This is a genomic window from Neolewinella antarctica, assembly GCF_011927835.1.
GTDB lineage: Bacteria > Bacteroidota > Bacteroidia > Chitinophagales > Saprospiraceae > Neolewinella > Neolewinella antarctica.
Genome location: NZ_JAATJH010000010.1, coordinates 48,171 through 68,200 on the forward strand (window position 1 = coordinate 48,171; position 20,030 = coordinate 68,200).

Annotated in this window: 8 protein-coding genes; 5 read left to right on the top strand and 3 right to left on the bottom strand. The window is 57.8% G+C overall.

Going from position 1 to position 20,030, the window contains the following annotated elements; translation table 11 throughout:
* Positions 1-49: 49 nt before the first annotated feature.
* A complete protein-coding gene (gene smc / locus GGR27_RS18640) occupies positions 50-3,610 on the bottom strand; it encodes a chromosome segregation protein SMC (protein ID WP_168040180.1) in 3,561 nt (1,186 codons plus the stop codon).
* Between the two features lie 334 nt (positions 3,611-3,944).
* On the opposite strand from smc, the gene GGR27_RS18645 reads away from it, so the two are divergent.
* Entirely contained in the window at positions 3,945-5,564 is a 1,620-nt protein-coding gene (locus tag GGR27_RS18645) for a CotH kinase family protein (protein WP_168040182.1), read from the top strand.
* Between the two features lie 485 nt (positions 5,565-6,049).
* On the top strand, positions 6,050-9,025 hold the full coding sequence (locus GGR27_RS18650; protein ID WP_168040184.1) for a T9SS type A sorting domain-containing protein: 2,976 nt from the start codon (positions 6,050-6,052) through the stop codon (positions 9,023-9,025).
* A gap of 201 nt (positions 9,026-9,226) precedes the next feature.
* Here GGR27_RS18650 and acs read toward each other — a convergent pair whose 3' ends face one another.
* The gene (gene acs, locus GGR27_RS18655) at positions 9,227-11,137 is read right to left on the bottom strand and encodes an acetate--CoA ligase (protein WP_168040186.1); all 1,911 of its coding nucleotides are present in this window, start codon (positions 11,135-11,137) and stop codon (positions 9,227-9,229) included.
* Positions 11,138-11,652: 515 nt separating this feature from the next.
* Here acs and GGR27_RS18660 point away from each other — a divergent pair.
* From GGR27_RS18660 to GGR27_RS18670, 3 genes are all read left to right on the top strand, one after another.
* Positions 11,653-13,422 carry a T9SS type A sorting domain-containing protein gene (locus GGR27_RS18660; RefSeq protein WP_168040188.1) on the top strand — a complete coding sequence of 590 codons (1,770 nt, stop codon included), beginning with the start codon at positions 11,653-11,655 and terminating at the stop codon, positions 13,420-13,422.
* Positions 13,423-13,831: 409 nt separating this feature from the next.
* Complete coding sequence (locus GGR27_RS18665; protein ID WP_168040190.1) at positions 13,832-16,753, top strand: PEP/pyruvate-binding domain-containing protein; 2,922 nt, start codon at positions 13,832-13,834, stop codon at positions 16,751-16,753.
* 278 nt (positions 16,754-17,031) lie between these two features.
* A complete protein-coding gene (locus GGR27_RS18670; protein ID WP_168040192.1) occupies positions 17,032-18,348 on the top strand; it encodes a serine hydrolase in 1,317 nt (438 codons plus the stop codon).
* Positions 18,349-18,525: 177 nt separating this feature from the next.
* Here the strand turns inward: GGR27_RS18670 and GGR27_RS18675 are convergent, their stop codons facing one another.
* Positions 18,526-20,019, bottom strand: a complete 1,494-nt coding sequence (locus GGR27_RS18675) for a sulfatase family protein (protein WP_168040194.1) — start codon at positions 20,017-20,019, stop codon at positions 18,526-18,528.
* Positions 20,020-20,030 lie beyond the last annotated feature (11 nt).

Genomic DNA, 20,030 nt, shown 5'->3' on the forward strand with positions numbered 1-20,030 from the left:
TTCTACCTATACCCCTCCTCAACATCCTCAGGAAACCGCCGAAGGCACCCTAAACAGCCGTAAAAACAGAACTACCCTCCAACTCAGTAAACTCAACCGGCAAAACCCCACTACCCTGCTGCTCATTAGTATAAACCCCATAAATAGTATCCACCGCCTCCATCGTTAGCTTGTTGTGCGTCACGATGATGAACTGACTGTCCTTGGAAAATTTCTTGATGATCTTGTTGAACTTGGAAATGTTGGCGTCGTCCAGCGGGGCGTCGACCTCGTCGAAAATACAAAAGGGGGCGGGTTTGAGGAGGTACAGCGCGAACAGGAGGGCCGTAGCCGTGAGCGTCTTCTCGCCGCCGGAAAGCTGGTTGATCGTCGTCGGTCGTTTTCCCTTCGGCTTGGCAATGATCTCGATCTTGGATTCCAGTGGATCTTCCGGGTTTTCGAGGATGAGGTCGCAATTATCATCCTCGGTAAATAGGCTGCGGAAGACGTCGATGAAGTGGGCGCGGACCTTTTCGAAGGATTCCAAGAACTGCACCGTGGCGGTTTCCTCGATTTCTTTGATGGTTTTGATGAGGGTATTTTTTGCGTCTACGATGTCATCCCGCTGCTTGGTGATGGTATCGTGCCGCTCCTTCATCTCATCGTAGGCTTCTACGGCCATCGGGTTGATTTCGCCGTAGTTGGCGATGCGGCTGCGGAGGCGGTCGACTTTCAGTTCCAGGTCGGTTTCGTTGCCCGTCCATTCTTCGATTTCCATGCCGTCCAAATCGTCGATGGCGATGTCGAACTCGATCTTCAACCGCTCGGCGATGCCGTTGAGTTTGAAACGTACGTCGGTGAACTTTTCCTTTAGTTGGTTGACGCGCACCTGCCCGTCCTGCCGCTTCCGGTTGTCCCGGCGAAGTTCATCTTCCATGCTGTTGATGAGCGTCCGGGCGGCGAAGTATTGTTGTTCTACGGAGTTGAGCGTCGTCTGGTACTGGGTCCGGTTGACGTACATCTGCTCCAGATTCTTAGCAATGGTAGTCTCCTGTTCGTCGAACTGACGGGCCTCTTTAGCGAGCTTGGTGAGTTGGTCTTTGTTGGTCTCGTCCTGACGGGCCAGCTCCTGAAGGCGGTTGCGGCGGAACTGCACTTCCTGGCTAAGCGTCTCCACCTTATTCTGCTGGCGGATGAATTCGATGTTCCGCTGGTTGTAGTCGGCGGAGGCGGCGCTGAGTTGCTCGCTGAGCTGGCGATAGTTGCCGTCCGTTCCGGCTAGTTGCTCGCGGAGGGTGGAGACAGCTTGTTGGGCACCGGCGAGATCGCTTTCGATGCTTTGGTTGGTCGCCAGGGTTTCTTCAGCTTGCTTGGCGAGGCGGTCATTTTTCGCCTGGGTTTCGTTGAAGTAATTGGTGAAGCCGTCCACGCGCGCTTTCAGTCCGGCGCGCTGTTGCTGCAGCCGGTTGAGCTCGCGGCGCTTCTCTTGAATCTGCTGATCGGTGCGTTGCTGCCGCAGTTCGGCGAGGTGTTTGCGCTCGTTTTCTAGTGACTTGTCGACTTCCTTACGGTCGGTTTCAGCTTGTTTGATACTCTTTTCGAGCACTTCCAGGTTCTTCTTCCGGCCAATCTTTTTACCTTCGAAGAGCCCGACCGAGCCGCCGGTGACCGTGGCGTATTTGCGTTGGTAGCGGCCACTTTTGGTGACGGAGTAGTAGAGCCGTTGGTCGCTCGTTTGCAGATCGGGTAATTCCTCCGATTCCACGACTACGGTATTGCCCAGTAATAAGGATACGATGGGCTGGTATCTATCATCTACCGTAACGACTTCCGTTGCCCAGCGGCAGTTTTCGGGAATATCGGGATGAATATTGCTCGTTGCGGCAATGTCCGCCAAACAAATAAAATTAGCTTTCCCCTTCTGCGCGTCGCTCAGGATGGCAATGGCCGCGCGGGCTTCCGTCTCATCCTCGACGACGTAGTAATTAAGGTAAGGACCGAGGTAGTTTTCGATTGCTACGCGGTAGCCTTCTTCGACTAAAAGCAAGTCGGTCAGCAACGGCGCTTTGCTTTCCCATTTTTTGCTCTGGCTAAGAAAACGGATCGAATCCGGAAAGCCTTCCAGGTTCTCAATCATGTTTTTCGTCAGCTTGAACTCGTTGCGGAAACGGTCGAGATTACGGTTGATCTTCGACTGTTCCAACTGCAAGCGGTCGACGGCCTCCCGCGAACGTTCCATCTGCTCGACGCGTTCGGCCTCGGCGGTTTCGAGGGTTTCGAGGTCGGTGACCTGGGTTTGTTCTTTGGCCTGTAACTCGGCGAGGGCTTCTTCGAGGGAGGTGCGTTCGCCGCGACGGTCGTCCATTTCACCGGCGTTGCGCTCGACCTGGCTGCGGTAGTTGGCTACCTGGTTGGCGTTGATAGCGCGGCGCTTTTCAAATTCGAAGATGCGGCGCTCTTCGGTTTGCTGTTGTTTGAGGCCTTCATCGAGGCGGCCCTTGAGCGATTGGTGGCCGGATTTAATTGTCTCCAAAGCTTCGCGGGCGACTTCCAGACCTTGCTTCCGTTCCAGTTCGGTAAGTTCTTCGTCTTTGATCTGGGTTTCCATCCGCTGAATCTCCTCGGCGTATCCGGTCAGTTGGCCGCCGGCGTTGGCCACGTCCTGCTGGAGTTTGTCGGTTTGTCGCTGGACAAAGGTTTTGCGCTGGGCGAGCATTTGCTTTTCGTTCTCCAGTCCGCGTAATTCACCGACGAGGGCGTTGAGGAGTTTTTGGCGTTCGCCGAGTGCTTTCTCCTTGTCGATGTGCTTAGCCTTCTCCTTTTCGAGGTTGGCCTCCAGGGTGGTGATCGCCACGTCGACGTTGCGGTAGTCATCTTCGGCGGTGGTGATCTCGGCCTTGAGTTTGGCGAACTGTTCGCGCAGGTCACCGATACGCACCCGGGTCAGTTGGAGGCTGACTTGCTGGTACTGCTCTTTGATTTCGAGGTAGCGCCGCGCCCGTTTGGCCTGCTTTTCGAGACTGACGAGGTTGCCGTTGATCTCGTGGAGCAAGTCTTCAATCCGGTCCAGATCGCCCTCGGTATTCTTGAGCTTATTTAAGGTCTCTTTTTTCCGCGCCTTGTACTTGCTCACCCCGGCGGCCTGCTCGAACATCCGCCGGCGGGAGTTATCCTTGTCGGCCAAGATGTCATCTACCATGCCGAGAGCGATGATGGCGTAGGAGTTGGAGCCGATGCCGGTGTCGAGGAAGAGCGTTTTGATGTCCTTGAGGCGGCACTGCACACCGTTGAGGCGGTACTCGCTGTCACCGCTCCGGTAGAGCATGCGGGTGATCTGGACGGCGCCGTATTCGGTGGGTAGTAGTCCCTTGTCGTTGTCGAAGGTCAGGCTGACGCTGGCCAGGTTCCCGGCTTTCTTCTTCTTGGTCCCGTTAAAGATCACGGAGCTCATCTTGTCCAGCCGTAGCTCCTTACCCTTCTGCTCACCTAGCACCCAGCGGATGGCGTCGACGATGTTGGATTTGCCCGAGCCGTTCGGTCCGACGATCCCGATCACGTCCTTATCGAAGTTGACGACGGTCTGGTTGGCGAAGGATTTGAAGCCTTTTATTTCAAGCTGGCGTAGGCGCATATGGGCGGCGAAGATAGGAAGCGGGCGGGGCTTTGGGTGGAGGAAGTTTTCCACGCTCCGTTGAGTCACGTGGGCGCGGTCCCGATCCCGATAGCTATCGGGATCGGGATCGGGCGTGCAGCGTTCAGGTGGCTTTATCGACTACGGTCGGGGCAGACTGACCCAAAACACGTGAATGACTACGGCGCCGGAGCTACGGGGGTACTGTTAAATGCCCGTTAAGCAAATCAACCCTTTCCAAATTCATCGCGTTACTGCCATAATTTGGTGTTCCCATCACCTCGGTAGCAGCTGTTGCCGGTTTCCGCTCTCATAATCAATGTAATCGCCCCGAATGATTTTACGTTTCTCTACCGTAGGGCTGATTGTTTTCCTAACCGGAGTCCTGACCGGTCAAACCAATTTCACCTCTACCCTACCGATTATTGTCATCCAAACGGATGGTGAGGAGATTTTGGACGATCCGAAGCGCACCGTCCGCATGGGCGTAGTCGACAACGGAGCGGGGCTAGTCAACCGAGTCACGGATACTTTCAACGAATACGCAGGGTTCGTCGGTATCGAGCTGCGGGGTTCCTCCACGCAAGGTTTCGAAAAAAAAGGGTACGGCCTCGAAACCCGTTTTGCGGACGGTAGTGACCGCCAGGTAGCAATCCTCGGCTTCCCGGTGGAGGAAGACTGGGTTTTGCGGGGACCGTACTCCGACAAGAGCCTGATCCGTGATGCGCTCGCCTATACGCTCGCCGGCGACGTGATGGATTACGCACCCCGCGTCCGCCTCGTGGAACTAGTCATCAACGACGACTACCGGGGCGTATACCTGTTTACCGAAAGCATCAAGAGGGATCGTAACCGCGTCGATATCAAAAGGCTTACGCCCGACGACAATGACGGCGACCGGCTCACTGGCGGTTACGTACTCAAACACGATAAATTTACCGGAGAAGTGGGAAGGCAGGAGCAAAATTCTTTTCGCTCCCGGTACGCCGCGTCGGACCGAACCGGCGACAAAACTAAATACCTGTTCCACTACCCCAAGCCGGCGGACATTACCGCACCGCAAAGGGAATACATCACCAACTGGATCGGAGCGTTCGAGGATGCGCTGGCCGGCGAAGACTTTCGCGATCCGGATCTCGGGTTCGCCGCTTTCGTCGACGTCGCCAGTTTTGTCGACTTCCTACTCCTCAACGAACTGACCCGCAACGTCGATGGCTACCGCCTGAGTACGTATATGTCTAAGGACCGCGACAGCGAGGGCGGGAAATTGCGGATGGGGCCGGTCTGGGACTTCAACCTCGGCTTTGGCAACGCGAATTACTGCGCGGGAGGGTTCACGACGGGCTGGGCCTTCGACTTCAATCAGGTGTGCCCCGAGGATATTTTCCCCTGGTACTGGCAACGCCTGCTGGAGGATAATAATTTCCGTACTCGGGTCCGCGCCCGGTGGACGGAACTACGGGCGGGCGTGTTCTCCGACGAACGCCTCCGGACACGCGTTGACTCGCTGGCCAGCGTTGTGGGCGATGCGGCTGATCGCAACTTCCGGCGCTGGCCGGTCCTTGGCCGGTACATTTGGCCCAACTCCTACGTCGGTGCTACCTACTCGGACGAAATTGACTACCTCAAGAGTTGGATTGACGACCGCGCCCACTGGCTTGACGCCGCCGTGCAGTCGCTCGGTCAGCCGTCAAGTACGAGTCACGGCCCGGCCACCTCCAACGTGGCCGTTCACCCGAGCCCGACGTTGGCCACCTTCCTGGTGGGTGACCTCACCACCGGAGAACTAGCTGACTTTACGGTGTTCAACCAACTAGGTCAGGTAATACTTACCCGCAGCCGCCTGCGCTACCGGGAGAGCGTCGATATGTCCGGGCACTCGCCGGGTGTTTATTTCTTACGGGGCAGGCGGGGTGACGGCTTGGTGGTAACGGGGCGGGTTATGTTGCAGTAAGCAGAGTGATCTAATTAATTTTTTTCAATAACGGATCATGTGTCTGGCGTGATTACGCGTAGTTAGGTCCGGAGTTCCGCTCCCCGTGCCGGAAGGCTTTAATTCTTTTCTACACGTCCAGCAACTTGACGTCTCCCTCGGTCGGAATATGCACTGGCGCAGTCGCACTTCGACTACCAGGACAGGAAGCCTGGCTGGTCTCGGGAGGGAGTGTTTTCCACGGTTCATCGGTCATTCGGCGCACTATTTCTTTTGGAGCCGGGCGCGGTCGCGGGTGCCGGGTTCGTATGGAAAGGTGCGGGGATTGGGTTCGCACTCCGAGAAGATGGATACACCCGTCGCAGCGGACTGCGCCACCCAATCTTCCCTGCACCCGCGACCGCGCAACATGTCGACTTACTATATTTGTACAACGACCCAGTACAACAAACCCCAATCTTAAAATCGCCAGCTTCTCTCGGCTGGTAAACTACACCTAAGACAACATGAATAGCAATTCTACCTCGCTACTGCGAAAACTCCTCACGCGTGGCCTATTATTCCTTTCGCTGTGCGGCCCTACCCTACTACCGGCCCAGGAGTTCGTCGCCAACATCGCCCAGGACAACGCCGACGCCGGCATCGGGGAATTCCAGAGTAACGACGACTACCTGGTGTTCTCCGCCAGCGACGGTGGACCGCGTGCTTTATACTACACGGATCAGTCGGGCGAGACCCCGCGTAAATTCCTGGTGGAATTCTCTAGCCCAACGGAAGAACCCTCCCGCGCGATCTTACTGGACGATAAATTATACGTCACCACCTTCGACTTTGGTGACAACGATGGCTCCCCCCGGCTGTACGTAGCGGATCTGGGTAACCAAACCCTCACCCCGCTCATCAGCGGATCGCAGAACGGCTTTACGCCCCAAAATTTTAACGGCGCAGCAACCCTCGGCAACCGGACCCTACTCTACTTCGGCTCGAGGGTGATCTGGTCAACCGACGGCACCATGGCCGGCACGAACGTAGTGACCGAGCTCCAGGAAGGGTCTTTCGAATCCGCAATAACCGGCGTCGATTCCCTCAATTACTTTCTTTTTGGAGACTTTTTTACCGGTTCCGTGGTCTACCGGACCGATGGTACCGAAGAGGGCACTTATTCCATCATCCCCGATAGCCTCACCGGTCGCGCCTTCAGGTATTTCAGCATCACTCCCTTCCGCAACAAATCATACTTCGTCGTCAGCTCCCCCGGAACGCCTTCCCGACTTTTCGTGACGGACGGAACGGTGGACGGGACAAAACCTTTCACCGGCACCAGCGGGCGGGCCCCGGACGGTCCCCAATTCAGCCCACAGGTCGTTGGCGATTCACTCTACTTCGTTGAAAGCCTGCGGGATTCGATCATTTTCTTACGAACCGACGACATCACCATCGATACCCACCGGGTAATTTCGGGCTTCAACGGCGGCAGACCGTACAATTTTTCCATTGGTCGGCCCTACATATTTTATAATCAAGCCGACGAGAACAGACTCGTCTCCCTCTGGCGCACCGACGGAACGGCAGCGGGCACGGTTAGGTTAAAAAGCTATTTTAATAACCCCGCTGACCAGGTTAACGTCGGTAGGGAAAGGATACGTACCGCTGACGGCGGCACGCTTTTCCGGGCGGAAGCCGCCGGCAAGGGGGAAGAACTATTTTACGCCTCGGGTACGGGCGATACCGCCGTGCTGGTTAGGGATATTTATCCGGGGCCAATCGGCTCCAACCCCGAGGGGTTGACCACGTTCGGTGGCCAGGTTTACTTTACGGCCGTGGACGGACAGGCCGGCCGCGAACTGTGGACGGCATTCGACGACGGAACGGGCTACGTTGCCCAGCGAGTGTTGGACCTCAATACGATCGAAACCGGAAGTTCTCCCGGACGCTTCACCGTACTGAACGACAAACTCATTTTCGAAGCTGGCACCAGTTGCACGGGCCGGGAGGTTTTCGTGAGTGACGGCACGGCGGGCGGTACGCAGCTACTCAAGGATCTGGCACCGGGGTCGGAATCACTCGGTGCGTTCGTCCCGACACAAATTGGCGACGAACTCTTTTTTGCCGCCGATGACGGCGTAAGCAGTTCTTCCGTTTACCGGACTGACGGGACGCCCGCCGGGACGCGTAAAGCGTTCACGTTCGCCAACGGTAGGGTCCCTTTCTCCCCCCTGGCGTTCCGGGGGAAAATTATCGCTACCGGACTCACGGCCCGTACGGAATTTTTCGGCCCCGTTACCGTTAGCTACGACCCCATGACCGAACGCATTGACACCTTACTGACTTATCGCTCTAACGGCAGCTTTATCAGCGGTGGTGGTAATTCCGTCGTGCTAAACGACAGCGTTTTATTGTTTCTCACCAGCATTGAAGATCGGTTAGATCTTTACGCAACGGACGGTACGGCGGTCGGTACGCGGATGATCAAGTCTTTCGCCGAGGATTTCCCCTTCCGCATGCGGGCCGCGAACGGCATTGCTTATTTCGGAGCGCGGGACCCCGACCTGGGGGAAGAACTCTTCCGCAGCGACGGCACGGCCGAAGGAACTTTCGCGATCACGGACATCAACCCCGGCCTGGGAGATTCACGCATAAATTCTGCTTACCCCGCGGGCGACTATATTTATTTCGAAGCATCTTCCGGCCGTTTTGAGCCAAGGTTCCTCTACCGGACGCAAGGAGTGCGGGACGATGCGGAACTAATCAGGACCGCTTCCGGCCTCAGCTTCTCGGCTAATTTATTTAATTCTATCGTCTACGACGGTGACCTATTCGTTGCCGGCATAACCGACGATAGCAAACAAGATTTGTGGCGCGTCGGCAGGGAAGATGGCGTGGCGCGGGAAGTGGCTGCGATTTCCGATTCCAGATTTGGCAGCCAGCCCCGTGGGTTCGCCGTTTTTAGGGATACGCTGTACCTCACGGCGGAGACGGAAGCGACCGGCCGGGAGCTTTACCGCACGGACGGTACTGCCGCCGGAACCGTCCGCCTGACCGACCTCAACCCGGGTGCCGGGGATGGCCTGGATGACGAGCTGTTTGTGTACGCAAATGATTTGTACTTCTCAGGCAACGACGGGCTGACGGGTTCGGAACTGTGGCGCTACGGATTCAGTGGTGAGCTCACGAACGATGACCCGAACGACGTCGGCGCGGTCTGCCCCGCCGTCACGGGAGTCTCCGGCGCACCCGCGCTGATCGGCTTCTCCGCCTTCCCCGTTCCTACCGCCGGTCAACTGACCGTCACGCTACCCATGGTGAGTGATTACGGAGTGGAAGTTACCGACCTGACCGGACGCACGATTCTAACCACCCGAATGAGCCAGACTGACGTGTTAGACACACGATCGCTCCGGGATGGATTGTACCTCCTCCGCGTCAGGGACGAGCTCAGTGGTGCCGTCGGGGTGCAAAAAATCGTCATCAGGCACCGGTAAATCTGGGCGTCTTGTAAAACACCGCGCATTAACTATCTACCGCACCTGCGGCCGCGCCCTCAATACTTTATGTAATTGAGCGCGGTCGCGGGTGCAAGGAAGGCCCAAAGAGAGCAAAGTTGGGACGACACTAAAAAAACGAAAATCGCCGCTTTCCTCCGGTCGGGAGAAGCGGCGATTTTATTTGGACCCAACCGTGGTTTAGGCCAGGGATTCATCCATAATCGTCTGCACCACCTCCGGATTAAGCAGCGTGCTAATGTCACCCAGATTGGCAGTATCCTTACTCGCGATTTTCCGTAAGATTCTGCGCATGATCTTCCCACTCCGCGTCTTCGGTAAGCCGCCCGTAAACTGAATCTTTTGCAGTTTTGCGATCGGCCCGATCCGGTCGGTGATGAGTTGATTGATCTCTCTGCGCAAGTTCTCGGGGTCGCGGCCCTCCCCCGTTTCTTTGAGCGTAACGTAGCCGTAGAGTGCGTTACCCTTGATGTCGTGCGGGAAGCCGACGACTGCGCTTTCGGCCACGGCGGGGTGCTCGTTGATGGCATCTTCGATGGGCGCGGTGCCGAGGTTGTGGCCGCTGACGATGATGACGTCGTCCACCCGGCCGGTGATACGGTAGTAGCCGACGGTGTCACGTAGGGCGCCGTCGCCGGTGAAGTAGTTGCCGGGGTAAGCGGTGAAATAGGTCTCGCGGTAACGTTCGTGGTTGCCGTAGATCGTGCGGGCGATGCTGGGCCAGGGGAACTTGATGGCCAGCCGGCCTTCAACGCTGTTGCCCTGTATTTCCTGGCCACTCTCATCCATTAGCACCGGTTGGATGCCCGGCATGGGGAGGGTGGCGAAAGTTGGGATGGTCGGTGTGGAGTACGGAATGGGACTGATCATGATGCCGCCCGTTTCGGTCTGCCACCAGGTGTCGATGATGGGGCTGTTTTTCTTCCCCACGTTCTCGTTGTACCAGTGCCAGGCTTCTTCGTTAATGGGTTCACCGACCGTGCCGAGCACTTTCAAACTACTGAGGTCGTGCTTGTTGACGAAGTCGATGTTCTCCTTGGCGAGGGCGCGGATGGCCGTTGGGGCCGTGTAAAACTGGCTTACTTGGTGCTTTTTAACGATCTCCCAGAAACGTCCGTAGTCGGGGTAAGACGGCACGCCCTCGAACATGACTGAAGTGGCCCCGTTGGCCAGTGGGCCGTAGACGATGTAGCTGTGGCCAGTAATCCAACCAATGTCGGCGGTGCACCAGTAGACGTCTTCTTCGCGGTATTGGAAAGCGTTCTTAAAGGTGTAAGCAGTGTAGACCATGTAGCCGCCGGTGGTATGGACCATGCCCTTTGGCTTGCCGGTGGAACCCGAGGTATAGAGAATGAAAAGTGGGTCCTCGGCGTCGACAATGGTGGCGGGCCGGTCGGGCTCGGCTGCATCCAGTAAGCTCTGCATCCAGCGATCGCGCCCCTCCTGCATGCTTACTTTGCCGCCGGTGCGTCTGACGACGAGGGAGGTGCCCACGCCAGGGCAGTCTTCCAGCGCTTCGTCGACGATCGTCTTGAGGTCAATCGTTTTTTTGCCCCGGTAGGAGCCGTCGGAGCAGATGACCAGTTTGCAGTCGCAGTCGTTGATGCGGGTGGACAACGCGGTGGCGCTGAAGCCGGCAAACACGACGGAATGAACGGCCCCGAGGCGGGCGCACGCCAGCAGCGAAACGGCCAGTTCGGGAATCATGGGCAGGTAGATGCAGACGCGGTCGCCCTTGCCGACGCCGTGGTCCGCCAGCACGTTCGCCATGCGGCAGACGCGCTCGTGAAGTTGGCGGTAAGTGATGTGCTGGGCCGCTTCCCCGGGGTCGTTGGGCTCGAAGAGGATCGCCGTTTTGTCGGCACGGGTGGCCAAGTGGCGGTCGAGGCAGTTCTCGGTGATGTTAAGTTTTGCGCCTTCGAACCACTTGATTTCGGGGGTGCTGAAATCCCAACTCAGGACCTTATCCCACTTCTTACGCCACAGGAAGTGTTCTTCGGCGATTTCTTCCCAGAACATTTCGGGGTTGCGGACGGATTTGCGGTACACCTGCCAGTACTCTTCGAGGTGTTTGATGTGGTAGTTTGACATGGTACAGGTTTTGGTGATTCTAATCGACCCAGGTGCGCCGAGCGACGGTTCTCCGCAGGTGAGCTAGCGGAAGAGTTAAGTCATCGGTTTAAGATTCGTGCGCTCCACGGACTCATCACGCAACTCCGGAGAAGCGCGCGCGCCCTGGCAGTTGCAACGTTGTGGTTGATTGCCGTGATCAATCCAAAGAAGTGACGACTAGAAGATGCCCCAAGATAACCGGGCTTAGCTAATTTAGGGAATCAAGCTCCGGATTTAGCGGTGACCGGCTGCGGTGAGCTCGGCACTGGACGATTCGTACGCACCGGCGATCCCCCGGCAAACTAGATAGATCCTAACAACCGAAAGGAATGGCCGCCCGAAAGCACCCGCACCAGTCCGGCTAAAGGTTAAAGTAGCCAACTGCTAGCGGTCCAGGCACCCTACCCCGCTACCTTGTCATCGCTTTCGAACCACTAGGCCCCTTGCACGGAGGCCGTTTTACGTAAAAACCTACTTCACAACCAACCACCAACATGACCAGGCTATTTTCGCTGCTGGCAATTTGCACCTTGCCCGCCCTCCTCACCGCCCAGAACCTCGGTGAAGGGCTCCTCCGCGACGACCTCACGCTCCGACCGCTGCGGGACGTCCCCAAACCCGCCTACCTCGAATCCTTTACCGACCCGTCTTTCGGCACCACCATCCGCCGGATTTCCGACGCCGGGCCGGGTAACCTGATCGTGCCCATGTACAGCACGGTGCAGGCGTGGAACGCGGACGAATCCCGCATGATCCTGCTCAACCAGACCCGCGACCGGCACGTGCTGCTCGACGGGACGACGTACGCGTTCGTGCGGCAGTTGGATGACGTCCGGCCGGCCGACGTCGAACAGATCTTTTGGGATTTTGACGATCCGGACGTGTTCTACTATCCGGAGGGTAACACGAGGGATTTTATTCGGTACACCGTTTCCACCGGCGCTAAGGAAACCATCGTCAATCTAGAGGGTATTTCGAATTGCACCGGGACGGCGGAAATGGGTAACGACGTACAAATGATGTCGTGGGATTCCGACGTGTTCACCTGGCGTTGCGACGGGGTAACGGCCTTTAGTTACAGTATTTCCACGGCGGAGCTCACCACCTTTGCTATCTCCGCCGTCAACGACGTTGCACCCGCGGCCGCGCCCAGTGGCAACCGCTACTACCACCAGACGGACGTGTACGCCGCCGACGGCACCAAGACCGGCGACCTCAACGAGACCGGGGGCGAACACGCCTGTCTCGGAAAATTAGCTAACGGCAACGACGCCTACTTCGCGATTTCCTTTGCGGAGGGTCCGCGGGGTGGCTGCCTCGGCGACATCATCGCGCACGACCTCACGACGGGCGACTGCTTCCCCGTCATCAGCCAGGCGCAGGGGTACGACTATTCGCAATCCGGTACCCACATTTCCGCCCTCGCCCACAAAAACACCCAGGGTGGCTGGCTGGCCGCATCCATGGTTGGTTACGACCGGGATGGGCAAGCGTTACTGGACCAAGAACTCGTCATTGCCCGGGTCGAGCGCGGCAACGTCGCAGTGTACCGCATCGGCCACCACCGGAGCGACGAGGACCAATTTGATTATTACGGCGAGCCGCACGCGGTGATTAGCCCGACGGGCACGCGGGTGCTGTTCGGCTCCGACTGGAGTGGCGCGGACGACGGCGAATCCGTCGATTCGTACGTAGTGGAATTGCCGGCTTATTCGGTGGCGTTGCCCGTCGACCTGGTGTTCTTTACCGGCCGCGCGCTGGACAAATCCAACGAATTAACCTGGCGCACCGCGGCGGAAGAAAATACGGAGTACTATCTTTTGCGGCGTAGCACTGACGGTGTCACTAATTGGAAAGAGGTGGCGCGGACGCAGGGTGCCGGGTCGAGTACGGCGGAGCGGCGGTACCAACTGTCCGATCCGAATCCGCTACCTACTACCTTTTACCGGTTATCCAGTATTGATTTTGACGGGTCCGAGCAGCGGAGCGACGTAATCCAGATTAACCGCACTACACTGGCCGCGAACGCCCTGACGGCTTTCCCGAACCCCGCCGCCACTCATACCGTGGTCAAGTTCGATCACCCGGGGCGCGGTCTTGTTTCCGTTGACGTATTTACTGCTAATGGCGAAGTCGTGACGCGGGGGCCCACGCATTCCGGGGAATTTGAGATTAATACGGAAAGTCTGGCAACCGGTCTTTACTTTTTTCGGGTGTACGGCGCTGAGGGCGTCGTGGGTACGGGACGGTTCATTAAGCGGTAAGTGTTGTCCGTGCTGCTCCCGCATTATCTGTTCAGCATCGGCCAGCTGCCTGGATAAGTCGCAGGGCGAGCATCTCGTTTTCCGCCACGGAACCCGTTGGGGTCGGCCGTTAGTCAGTAGTTGCGGCGTCGGCGGAGGGTTGGAGAGATTGGGTACGGTGGCCGGCAGCTTGGTCGAAATTACCATCTCGTCGGAAAAGAACTTCGCTCCTCAACGCTCCCAAAAGCCATGCTTTTACGTGTTTCCCCGGCACCAACACCGGTAGCTATCGCCCCCCCCGCCCGGTTAATCACGGTGAGGCAAGCAACAAATCGTACTTTACCCACCGGCGACCAAACTTTAGCCACCAGCAGTCCTTAACATACGTGACTTTCCGTTCTCCCCAGATTTAGACAACACCGCCCCGCTGATGCTGAACCGTATTTTGCCGTTTCTCTCCCTGTTCCTTTTCGCTCTCCCCCTGGCCGCCCAGACCGACGTGGCGGCCCTCATCCAAGAATTCCAGGAACGCGACCGGGGTCCCTACCAGGACATCCGCTGGTTCTGCGCCGACGGTAGCAACCGCCACCCGCGCGAGGGCTGCTCGACGCAGAGCAACCGCAACTTCCAGCACGCCCGCTACCTGCCCGAGATCGTCCAACTCGGCCGGGAGGAGAACATCTATCTCGCACAGATCCTCACCAATACCGACCAAAAAGACTTTTGGGACGCCGAGAACGACCACTCCCGCATGATTCAGTACCAACTGGGTCAGTACCTCGCCGCGATTGACGACGGCTGGGTGAACCGCAAGGGGCAATATTACCGGGGTGCCTTTCAGGTGGAAGACGAAATGGCCTGGGGCCGCGATTTCCTCAACTGGGTGATGGGTAAAGAGGACGGACTGCGCGAGAATTTTTACCTGATCCGCCAGAGCCTGAAGGACATTCCGCACCGTAAGGACGACGACCTCACCCAAAAAATTCGCAACGACTCCAAAGCCATCGCCGACCGCTACGGTGAGTTTATGGAGCTGCGCATCAAAATCCACGGATCGCCGGAAGGTAAGGACGCACTGGCCGTCGACCAATTCATCGCGGAGAACGAGGGCGAACTCAACGACCGGAACCTGACCGCGAAAGCACGTGAACTGGCCGCCGACATCCGCACCGCCTACGTCGACCGGGACTACGTGGCCGACATCGCCGCCATCAACCGCACGATCCCGAAATCCGCGAACAGTAAACTACAAGCCAAGATCACCGCCTTCACCGACGCCCACCCGATGGTGCAGGGGGACGCCGCCGCCGGGGCCATCGCCCGCCTGACGGCCGCTACCGAGCTCATGCTCACCATCCGCGAAGAACTCATCGGCGAGAGCAAGTACTGGCGCCTGGAACCGCTAGACATCAGTGTCGCCCTCGAAAACCTCATCTTTTCCACCGCCAGCGAGTGGCAACCGACCACGACGCGCGAACGGATGGAAAAGATCTGCTACCTGGGTCAGGCCGCCACCGGCGCGGGCTACGTAGAGATGTGGGAATGGGACGAAGCCCTGCCCCAACTGGCCGACCCGAACGACCGCTATATCTTCCCCCGCAGCGCCAACGAATACCTCGACGCGGCCCGTCGCTTCGTCGAGTGGGGCGTGAGCACGAACCGGGCCGCCTATGGCAAAGTCGTCGAGCGTTACGTGGAGTTCGAGCCGAAAGCCATCACCTTTCTGGACAACCGCATTCGCGGTTCCGTCCTCCTACCACTCGGTAACGAAGTCGGCGAACTGGGCGACTGGGTAGCCACGGTCGGCAACCTACGCAACGCCGTGCTCGACCTCCCGAACCAGGGCTCCATGCGCGGCCTTAACCCCGGCTACGCCCGTGGTAGACTCCGGGTGATCGAAGGCAACCCGGAGCACGTGGAAGTCAACCCGAACGATATTTTCATTTTCGCTACCCCACCGGCCGACCTTAAGCCGGTCGGAGGGATCGCCACGGTGAACGAAGGCAACATGGTCAGTCACGTCCAGTTGCTCGCCCGTAACCTTGGCATCCCGAACGCCGTGCTAACCGACGAGCAATTCGCCGCCCTGAAAAGCTACGACGGCGACGACGTTTTTTACGCCGTAAGCAACCGCGGAACGGTCAACATGAAACCGGCCAGCGAAATGACGGACGAGGAAAACGAACTCTTTGCCGTGCGCGAACGGGGCAACGACCGCATTACCGTGCCGACCGATCAGTTACGCCTCGACGTGAACCGGCTGGTCAACATGCGGGAGATCCGGAGTAAAGACAGTGGGAAATTGGCCGGTCCGAAAGCGGCTAACCTCGGTCAGTTGAAGGCTTTATTTCCGGACGAAGTCGTCGAGGGTTTGGTCATTCCCTTCGGCGTGTTCCGCGCGCACATGGACCAACCCATGCCGGGGCAACGCGGGAGCTACTGGGAGTTTTTGAACCAGCGCTTTAAGGAAGCGAAGGGGATGGAAGACAATGGCACCGACCCGGCTACCGTGGAGTCTTTTTCACTTCGCAATCTTGCTACGTTGCGGGAGGCCATTATGCAGATTCCCATTCAGCCGGAACTGGTGAACGCGCTACGGAATGACTTCAAAAGTGTATTGGGGGATGACCTCGGTAAGGTGCCTGTCTTTTTGCGGTCAGACACTAACATGGAGGACCTGTCCGACTTCACCGGTGCGGGCCTCAACCTGACGGTCTTCAACGTCGTCGAGGAAGAGAAGATCATGGAGGGCATCCGTAAGGTCTGGGCGAGCCCCTACACCGAGCGGAGCTTCAAGTGGCGGCAGCGGTTACTGCTGAACCCCGAGAACGTGTTCCCAAGCATTCTGATCATCCCCAGTGTCGACGTGGATTATTCTGGTGTCATGATCACAAAGGGGGTAAGCACTGGTTGGGCGGGCGACGTAACGGTGGCCTTTAGCCGGGGTGCCGGCGGTGCCGTCGACGGCCAGGCCGCCGAAGCTTGGTTGCTGCCCTACGCGGGCGGAAGTACTTTGCTCTCCCCCGCCCGCGAACGCCTGCACCGCCGCCTGCCCGTTGCGGGTGGTTCGGTGATGGTGCCCGCCGGTTTCGACAAACGCGTCCTGACCGAGCAGAACCTACGTGACCTGCGCGACATCTCGGTGAAGGTGGAGAGCATCATGCCCGAGAGCACGGGGGAGACGGGCGGTACGCACTGGGACGTTGAGCTTGGCTTCCAGAACGATAAAATCTTCCTTTTCCAGATTCGCCCCTTCGTGGAGAATCAGCGGGCGCAGTCTTCTGATTATTTGGAGAAGATTAGCCCGCGGCCGGAGGAGGATATTAATTTGGATTTGGAGGCGGCTATTTGAGGATTTGATTAATTAAGATAAGTCACGCACTACGCGTCAGTTACACATCTGATGAACTTTCGAAAACTTCGCTACGCTACGTTTCTCGAAAGATGCATCCGATGACCGCCGTTGGCAGCAGCGCAGCTAGAACTGACTTAATTTAAAGTAAACAGTACGTCTAGGAATACTACCATGATCATAGTCCGGTTCTCATCGGATGTATCTTTTGCACAGGACGCGACGGCGCCCTGTGCAAAAGTTCATCAGATGTGTAACTGGACGGCAACACCACTAACATGAAAACTAAACATTACCTACTACTAGCCACCCTAACCCTACTCCTGACCATCCTAATCCCCTGGCGCCCCGCCGAAGGCTACCCCATTCTCGGCGGCGTGGAGCGCACCGACATCCGCCGACTCGTGCGGTTGGAGCGCATGGATAGCGCGAAGTTGGTCCGCACCCTCCCCTACGGAAGCCGCCACGGCATCGATTATGTGCGGCTTAACCTGATGGGCCGGCCCCTGGACTCTAATCTCGTTGCCCGCGATGCGGCGCTGGAAGAAGAGCTCGAAGACCTCATCCCCAACCGGGGCCGTGCCTATTCTTTGGCCATCATGGACATCACCGAGGGGCGGGAACCCCGTTACGTCGAACGGAACGCCGACCTCGGCTACCAGCCGGGCAGCGTCGGCAAGTTAGCCGTGATTACCGGCATCATGTGCGAGCTGGAGAACGTGTACGTCGACAGCATCGAAAAACGCTGGGAGCTACTCCGGACGAAAAAGGTACGCGGCGGTGCCTTCGCCGTCTACGACCACCACACCATCCCGGAATACGACCCGGAAACGGAGCAGTACAGCCGCCCGCGCGTCAACCAGCAGCACGTCTTCTCGCTCTACGAATGGATCGACCACATGATGTCCGTGTCCAACAACGGAGCGGCGTCGGTGGTCTGGCGGGAAGCGATGTTGATGCACGCTTTCGGCCAGGATTACCCGGACCTGACGGAGGAGCAAGCCAATGAGTACTTCCGCACGACGAACCGCCGCAAACTGAGCGACATCTCCCACGAAGTCGTTAACCAACCCCTGCGCGACATGGGCATCAGCCGCGACGAGTGGCGGTTGGGCACGATGTTTACGCGGGGTGCTTCGGCGATCGTCCCGCCCCAGCAGGGCAGCACGGGTACCCCCCGCGGGATGATGAAGTGGATGACGGCCCTCGAATCCGGCAAAGTCATCGACCCACGTACGAGCCTGGAGATTAAGCGCCTGATGTACATGACCGACCGGCGGATTCGTTACGCCCACTCGCCCGTGCTGGACAGCGCCGCCGTGTACTTCAAATCGGGGTCGCTCTACGGTTGCCGCGCGGGCACGAGTTGTGGCAAGTATAAAGGCAACCGGATGAACTATATGAACTCCGTCGCCATCGTTGAGCAACCGGACGGTGCCCGTTACCTCGTGGCGCTGATGACGAACGTACTCGGCAGAAACTCCGCTTACGACCACCAGTTGTTGGCTAACCGAATCGATAAGTTGATCCGGAAGGACGTGCCCGGGATGGTGGACCCTTCGGAGGGGGTGGTCCGACCGGATAGTGATGACTAAGTAACTGCTTGGTGTGATGTTTTTTTACCACAAAAGACACAAAAGCACAAAGGGGTGTCTCTTGATGATTACTGAAATTACATTCTAGGATACCATAAAGTGCCCGCTCTCAAACTCGAGGGCGGGCACTTTTTAGGTTGTTGTCTAACTAATCAAATCGGACACAAAAAAGTCTGCTCACATCGCTCCGAGTGTGGAGAGAATTTGCTCGGTATACGCAGCTTGTAGTTCACTTATTTTATCTTTCCCGTACAGGTCAACCCATTCGTTGGGGTCCGCCCGCAGGTCGTAGAATTCACCGGCGATAATATCATTGGGACCGTAATTATGCGGGTCGGCGTCGCGGTTAAAGACCAGAATCAGTTTGTCGTTTTGGGTCCGCCACATGAAGGCCGCTTCACCCTCCCGTTCGTGGAGGGCGCTGAAACTACCTTCCCGGGCGGCGGGTTGCAGGAGGCTGTGGCCGGGTAGATCGGGTGCCCCTGCGATGCCCGCTGCTTCCAGCAGGGTCGGAAGTACGTCGACCAGATCCACCGCGCGGTTATCAACCGTTCCCCGTTGCATCGTCTCCGCGAGTGCGCTTCCGGTGATGATGAGCGGGACGCGGACACTGGCGTCGTACAGACAATATTTATTGAACCGGTAGTAGTGCTCACCGAGCATCTCGCCATGGTCGGCGGTGTAGACGATGATCGAGTTCTCCAGAATACCCTTCTTCTCGAGTTCCCGCAGGGTGCGGCCGAGCATGTCGTCGATCCAGGTAATGTTAGCGTAGTAACGCATCGTCATCAGTTTCCACTGCTCTTCCGTAGCGTCCTTCCAGAAGCCCTCGTACATTTCTCGGCGGTTGACACCGTTGGCGTGGGGGCTGTAATCGACGCTCCAGGGGGGCTGGACGGCGTAGGTAATCTCGTCCAGATCGTACTTGCCTTCGTAGCCCGCCGGGGGGTTGTGGCCGGCGTGGGGTTTCATGTAGCTGAGGTAGAAAAATAGGGGGCGCTCGTCTTCGCGGCCCCGGACGTATTCGATGGCTTTTTCGTTGATCCAGCCATCGCGGTGGTCGCCTTCGGGAAGTTCACTGGTGAAGCCTAGGTAGCCAACGTTATTTTCTTCTCCGGGGCCCATGGGTTCGACCTCGACGTCGTAGCGGGCTTTTTTCTCGGCGTCGACCTGCGCCATCGTGACGCCGCCTACTTCCGGGATCTCCGAGGTGTAGCGGGTTTCGAAACCGCGGGTGTCGGTCTTGTATTTGCCCCAGTGCGCCTTACCGAAGCCGGCCGTTTCGTAGCCGGCCTCCTGGAAGTACTGGGCCATGGTTTTACCGGGCAGCTCGCCGTCCTTGACGCCGCCACTGTTGCGAAAGACGCCCGTCTGGCTGGGGTACATACCAAACATGATCGAGTTGCGGCTCGGCACGCACATCGGGGCCTGGCAAACCGCTTGCTGAAAGGATACCCCGTCGGCCATCATGCCGTCCAGCGTGGGGGTAATGACCTGTGGGTTGATTTTACCGATGGCATCCCAGCGGTGCTGGTCGTCCATGATGAAAATGACGTTGGGTCGCTGCTGTTCCCCGACTTCCGTGGTACTCGCCTCAGCGTTTGTTTGGGCGCGGTCGCAGGTGCAGAGTAAACCCGTAAGTAGCAATAAAATGCAGGCTGAATAGTGCATGGATACGTTGT

Excerpts from the sequence above, each read along its gene's own strand:
- smc (WP_168040180.1), bottom strand. The coding sequence starts at position 3,610 with ATGCGCCTACGCCAGCTTGAAATAAAAGGCTTCAAATCCTTCGCCAAC.
- GGR27_RS18645 (WP_168040182.1), top strand. The coding sequence starts at position 3,945 with ATGATTTTACGTTTCTCTACCGTAGGGCTGATTGTTTTCCTAACCGGA.
- GGR27_RS18650 (WP_168040184.1), top strand. The coding sequence starts at position 6,050 with ATGAATAGCAATTCTACCTCGCTACTGCGAAAACTCCTCACGCGTGGC.
- acs (WP_168040186.1), bottom strand. The coding sequence starts at position 11,137 with ATGTCAAACTACCACATCAAACACCTCGAAGAGTACTGGCAGGTGTAC.
- GGR27_RS18660 (WP_168040188.1), top strand. The coding sequence starts at position 11,653 with ATGACCAGGCTATTTTCGCTGCTGGCAATTTGCACCTTGCCCGCCCTC.
- GGR27_RS18665 (WP_168040190.1), top strand. The coding sequence starts at position 13,832 with ATGCTGAACCGTATTTTGCCGTTTCTCTCCCTGTTCCTTTTCGCTCTC.
- GGR27_RS18670 (WP_168040192.1), top strand. The coding sequence starts at position 17,032 with ATGAAAACTAAACATTACCTACTACTAGCCACCCTAACCCTACTCCTG.
- GGR27_RS18675 (WP_168040194.1), bottom strand. The coding sequence starts at position 20,019 with ATGCACTATTCAGCCTGCATTTTATTGCTACTTACGGGTTTACTCTGC.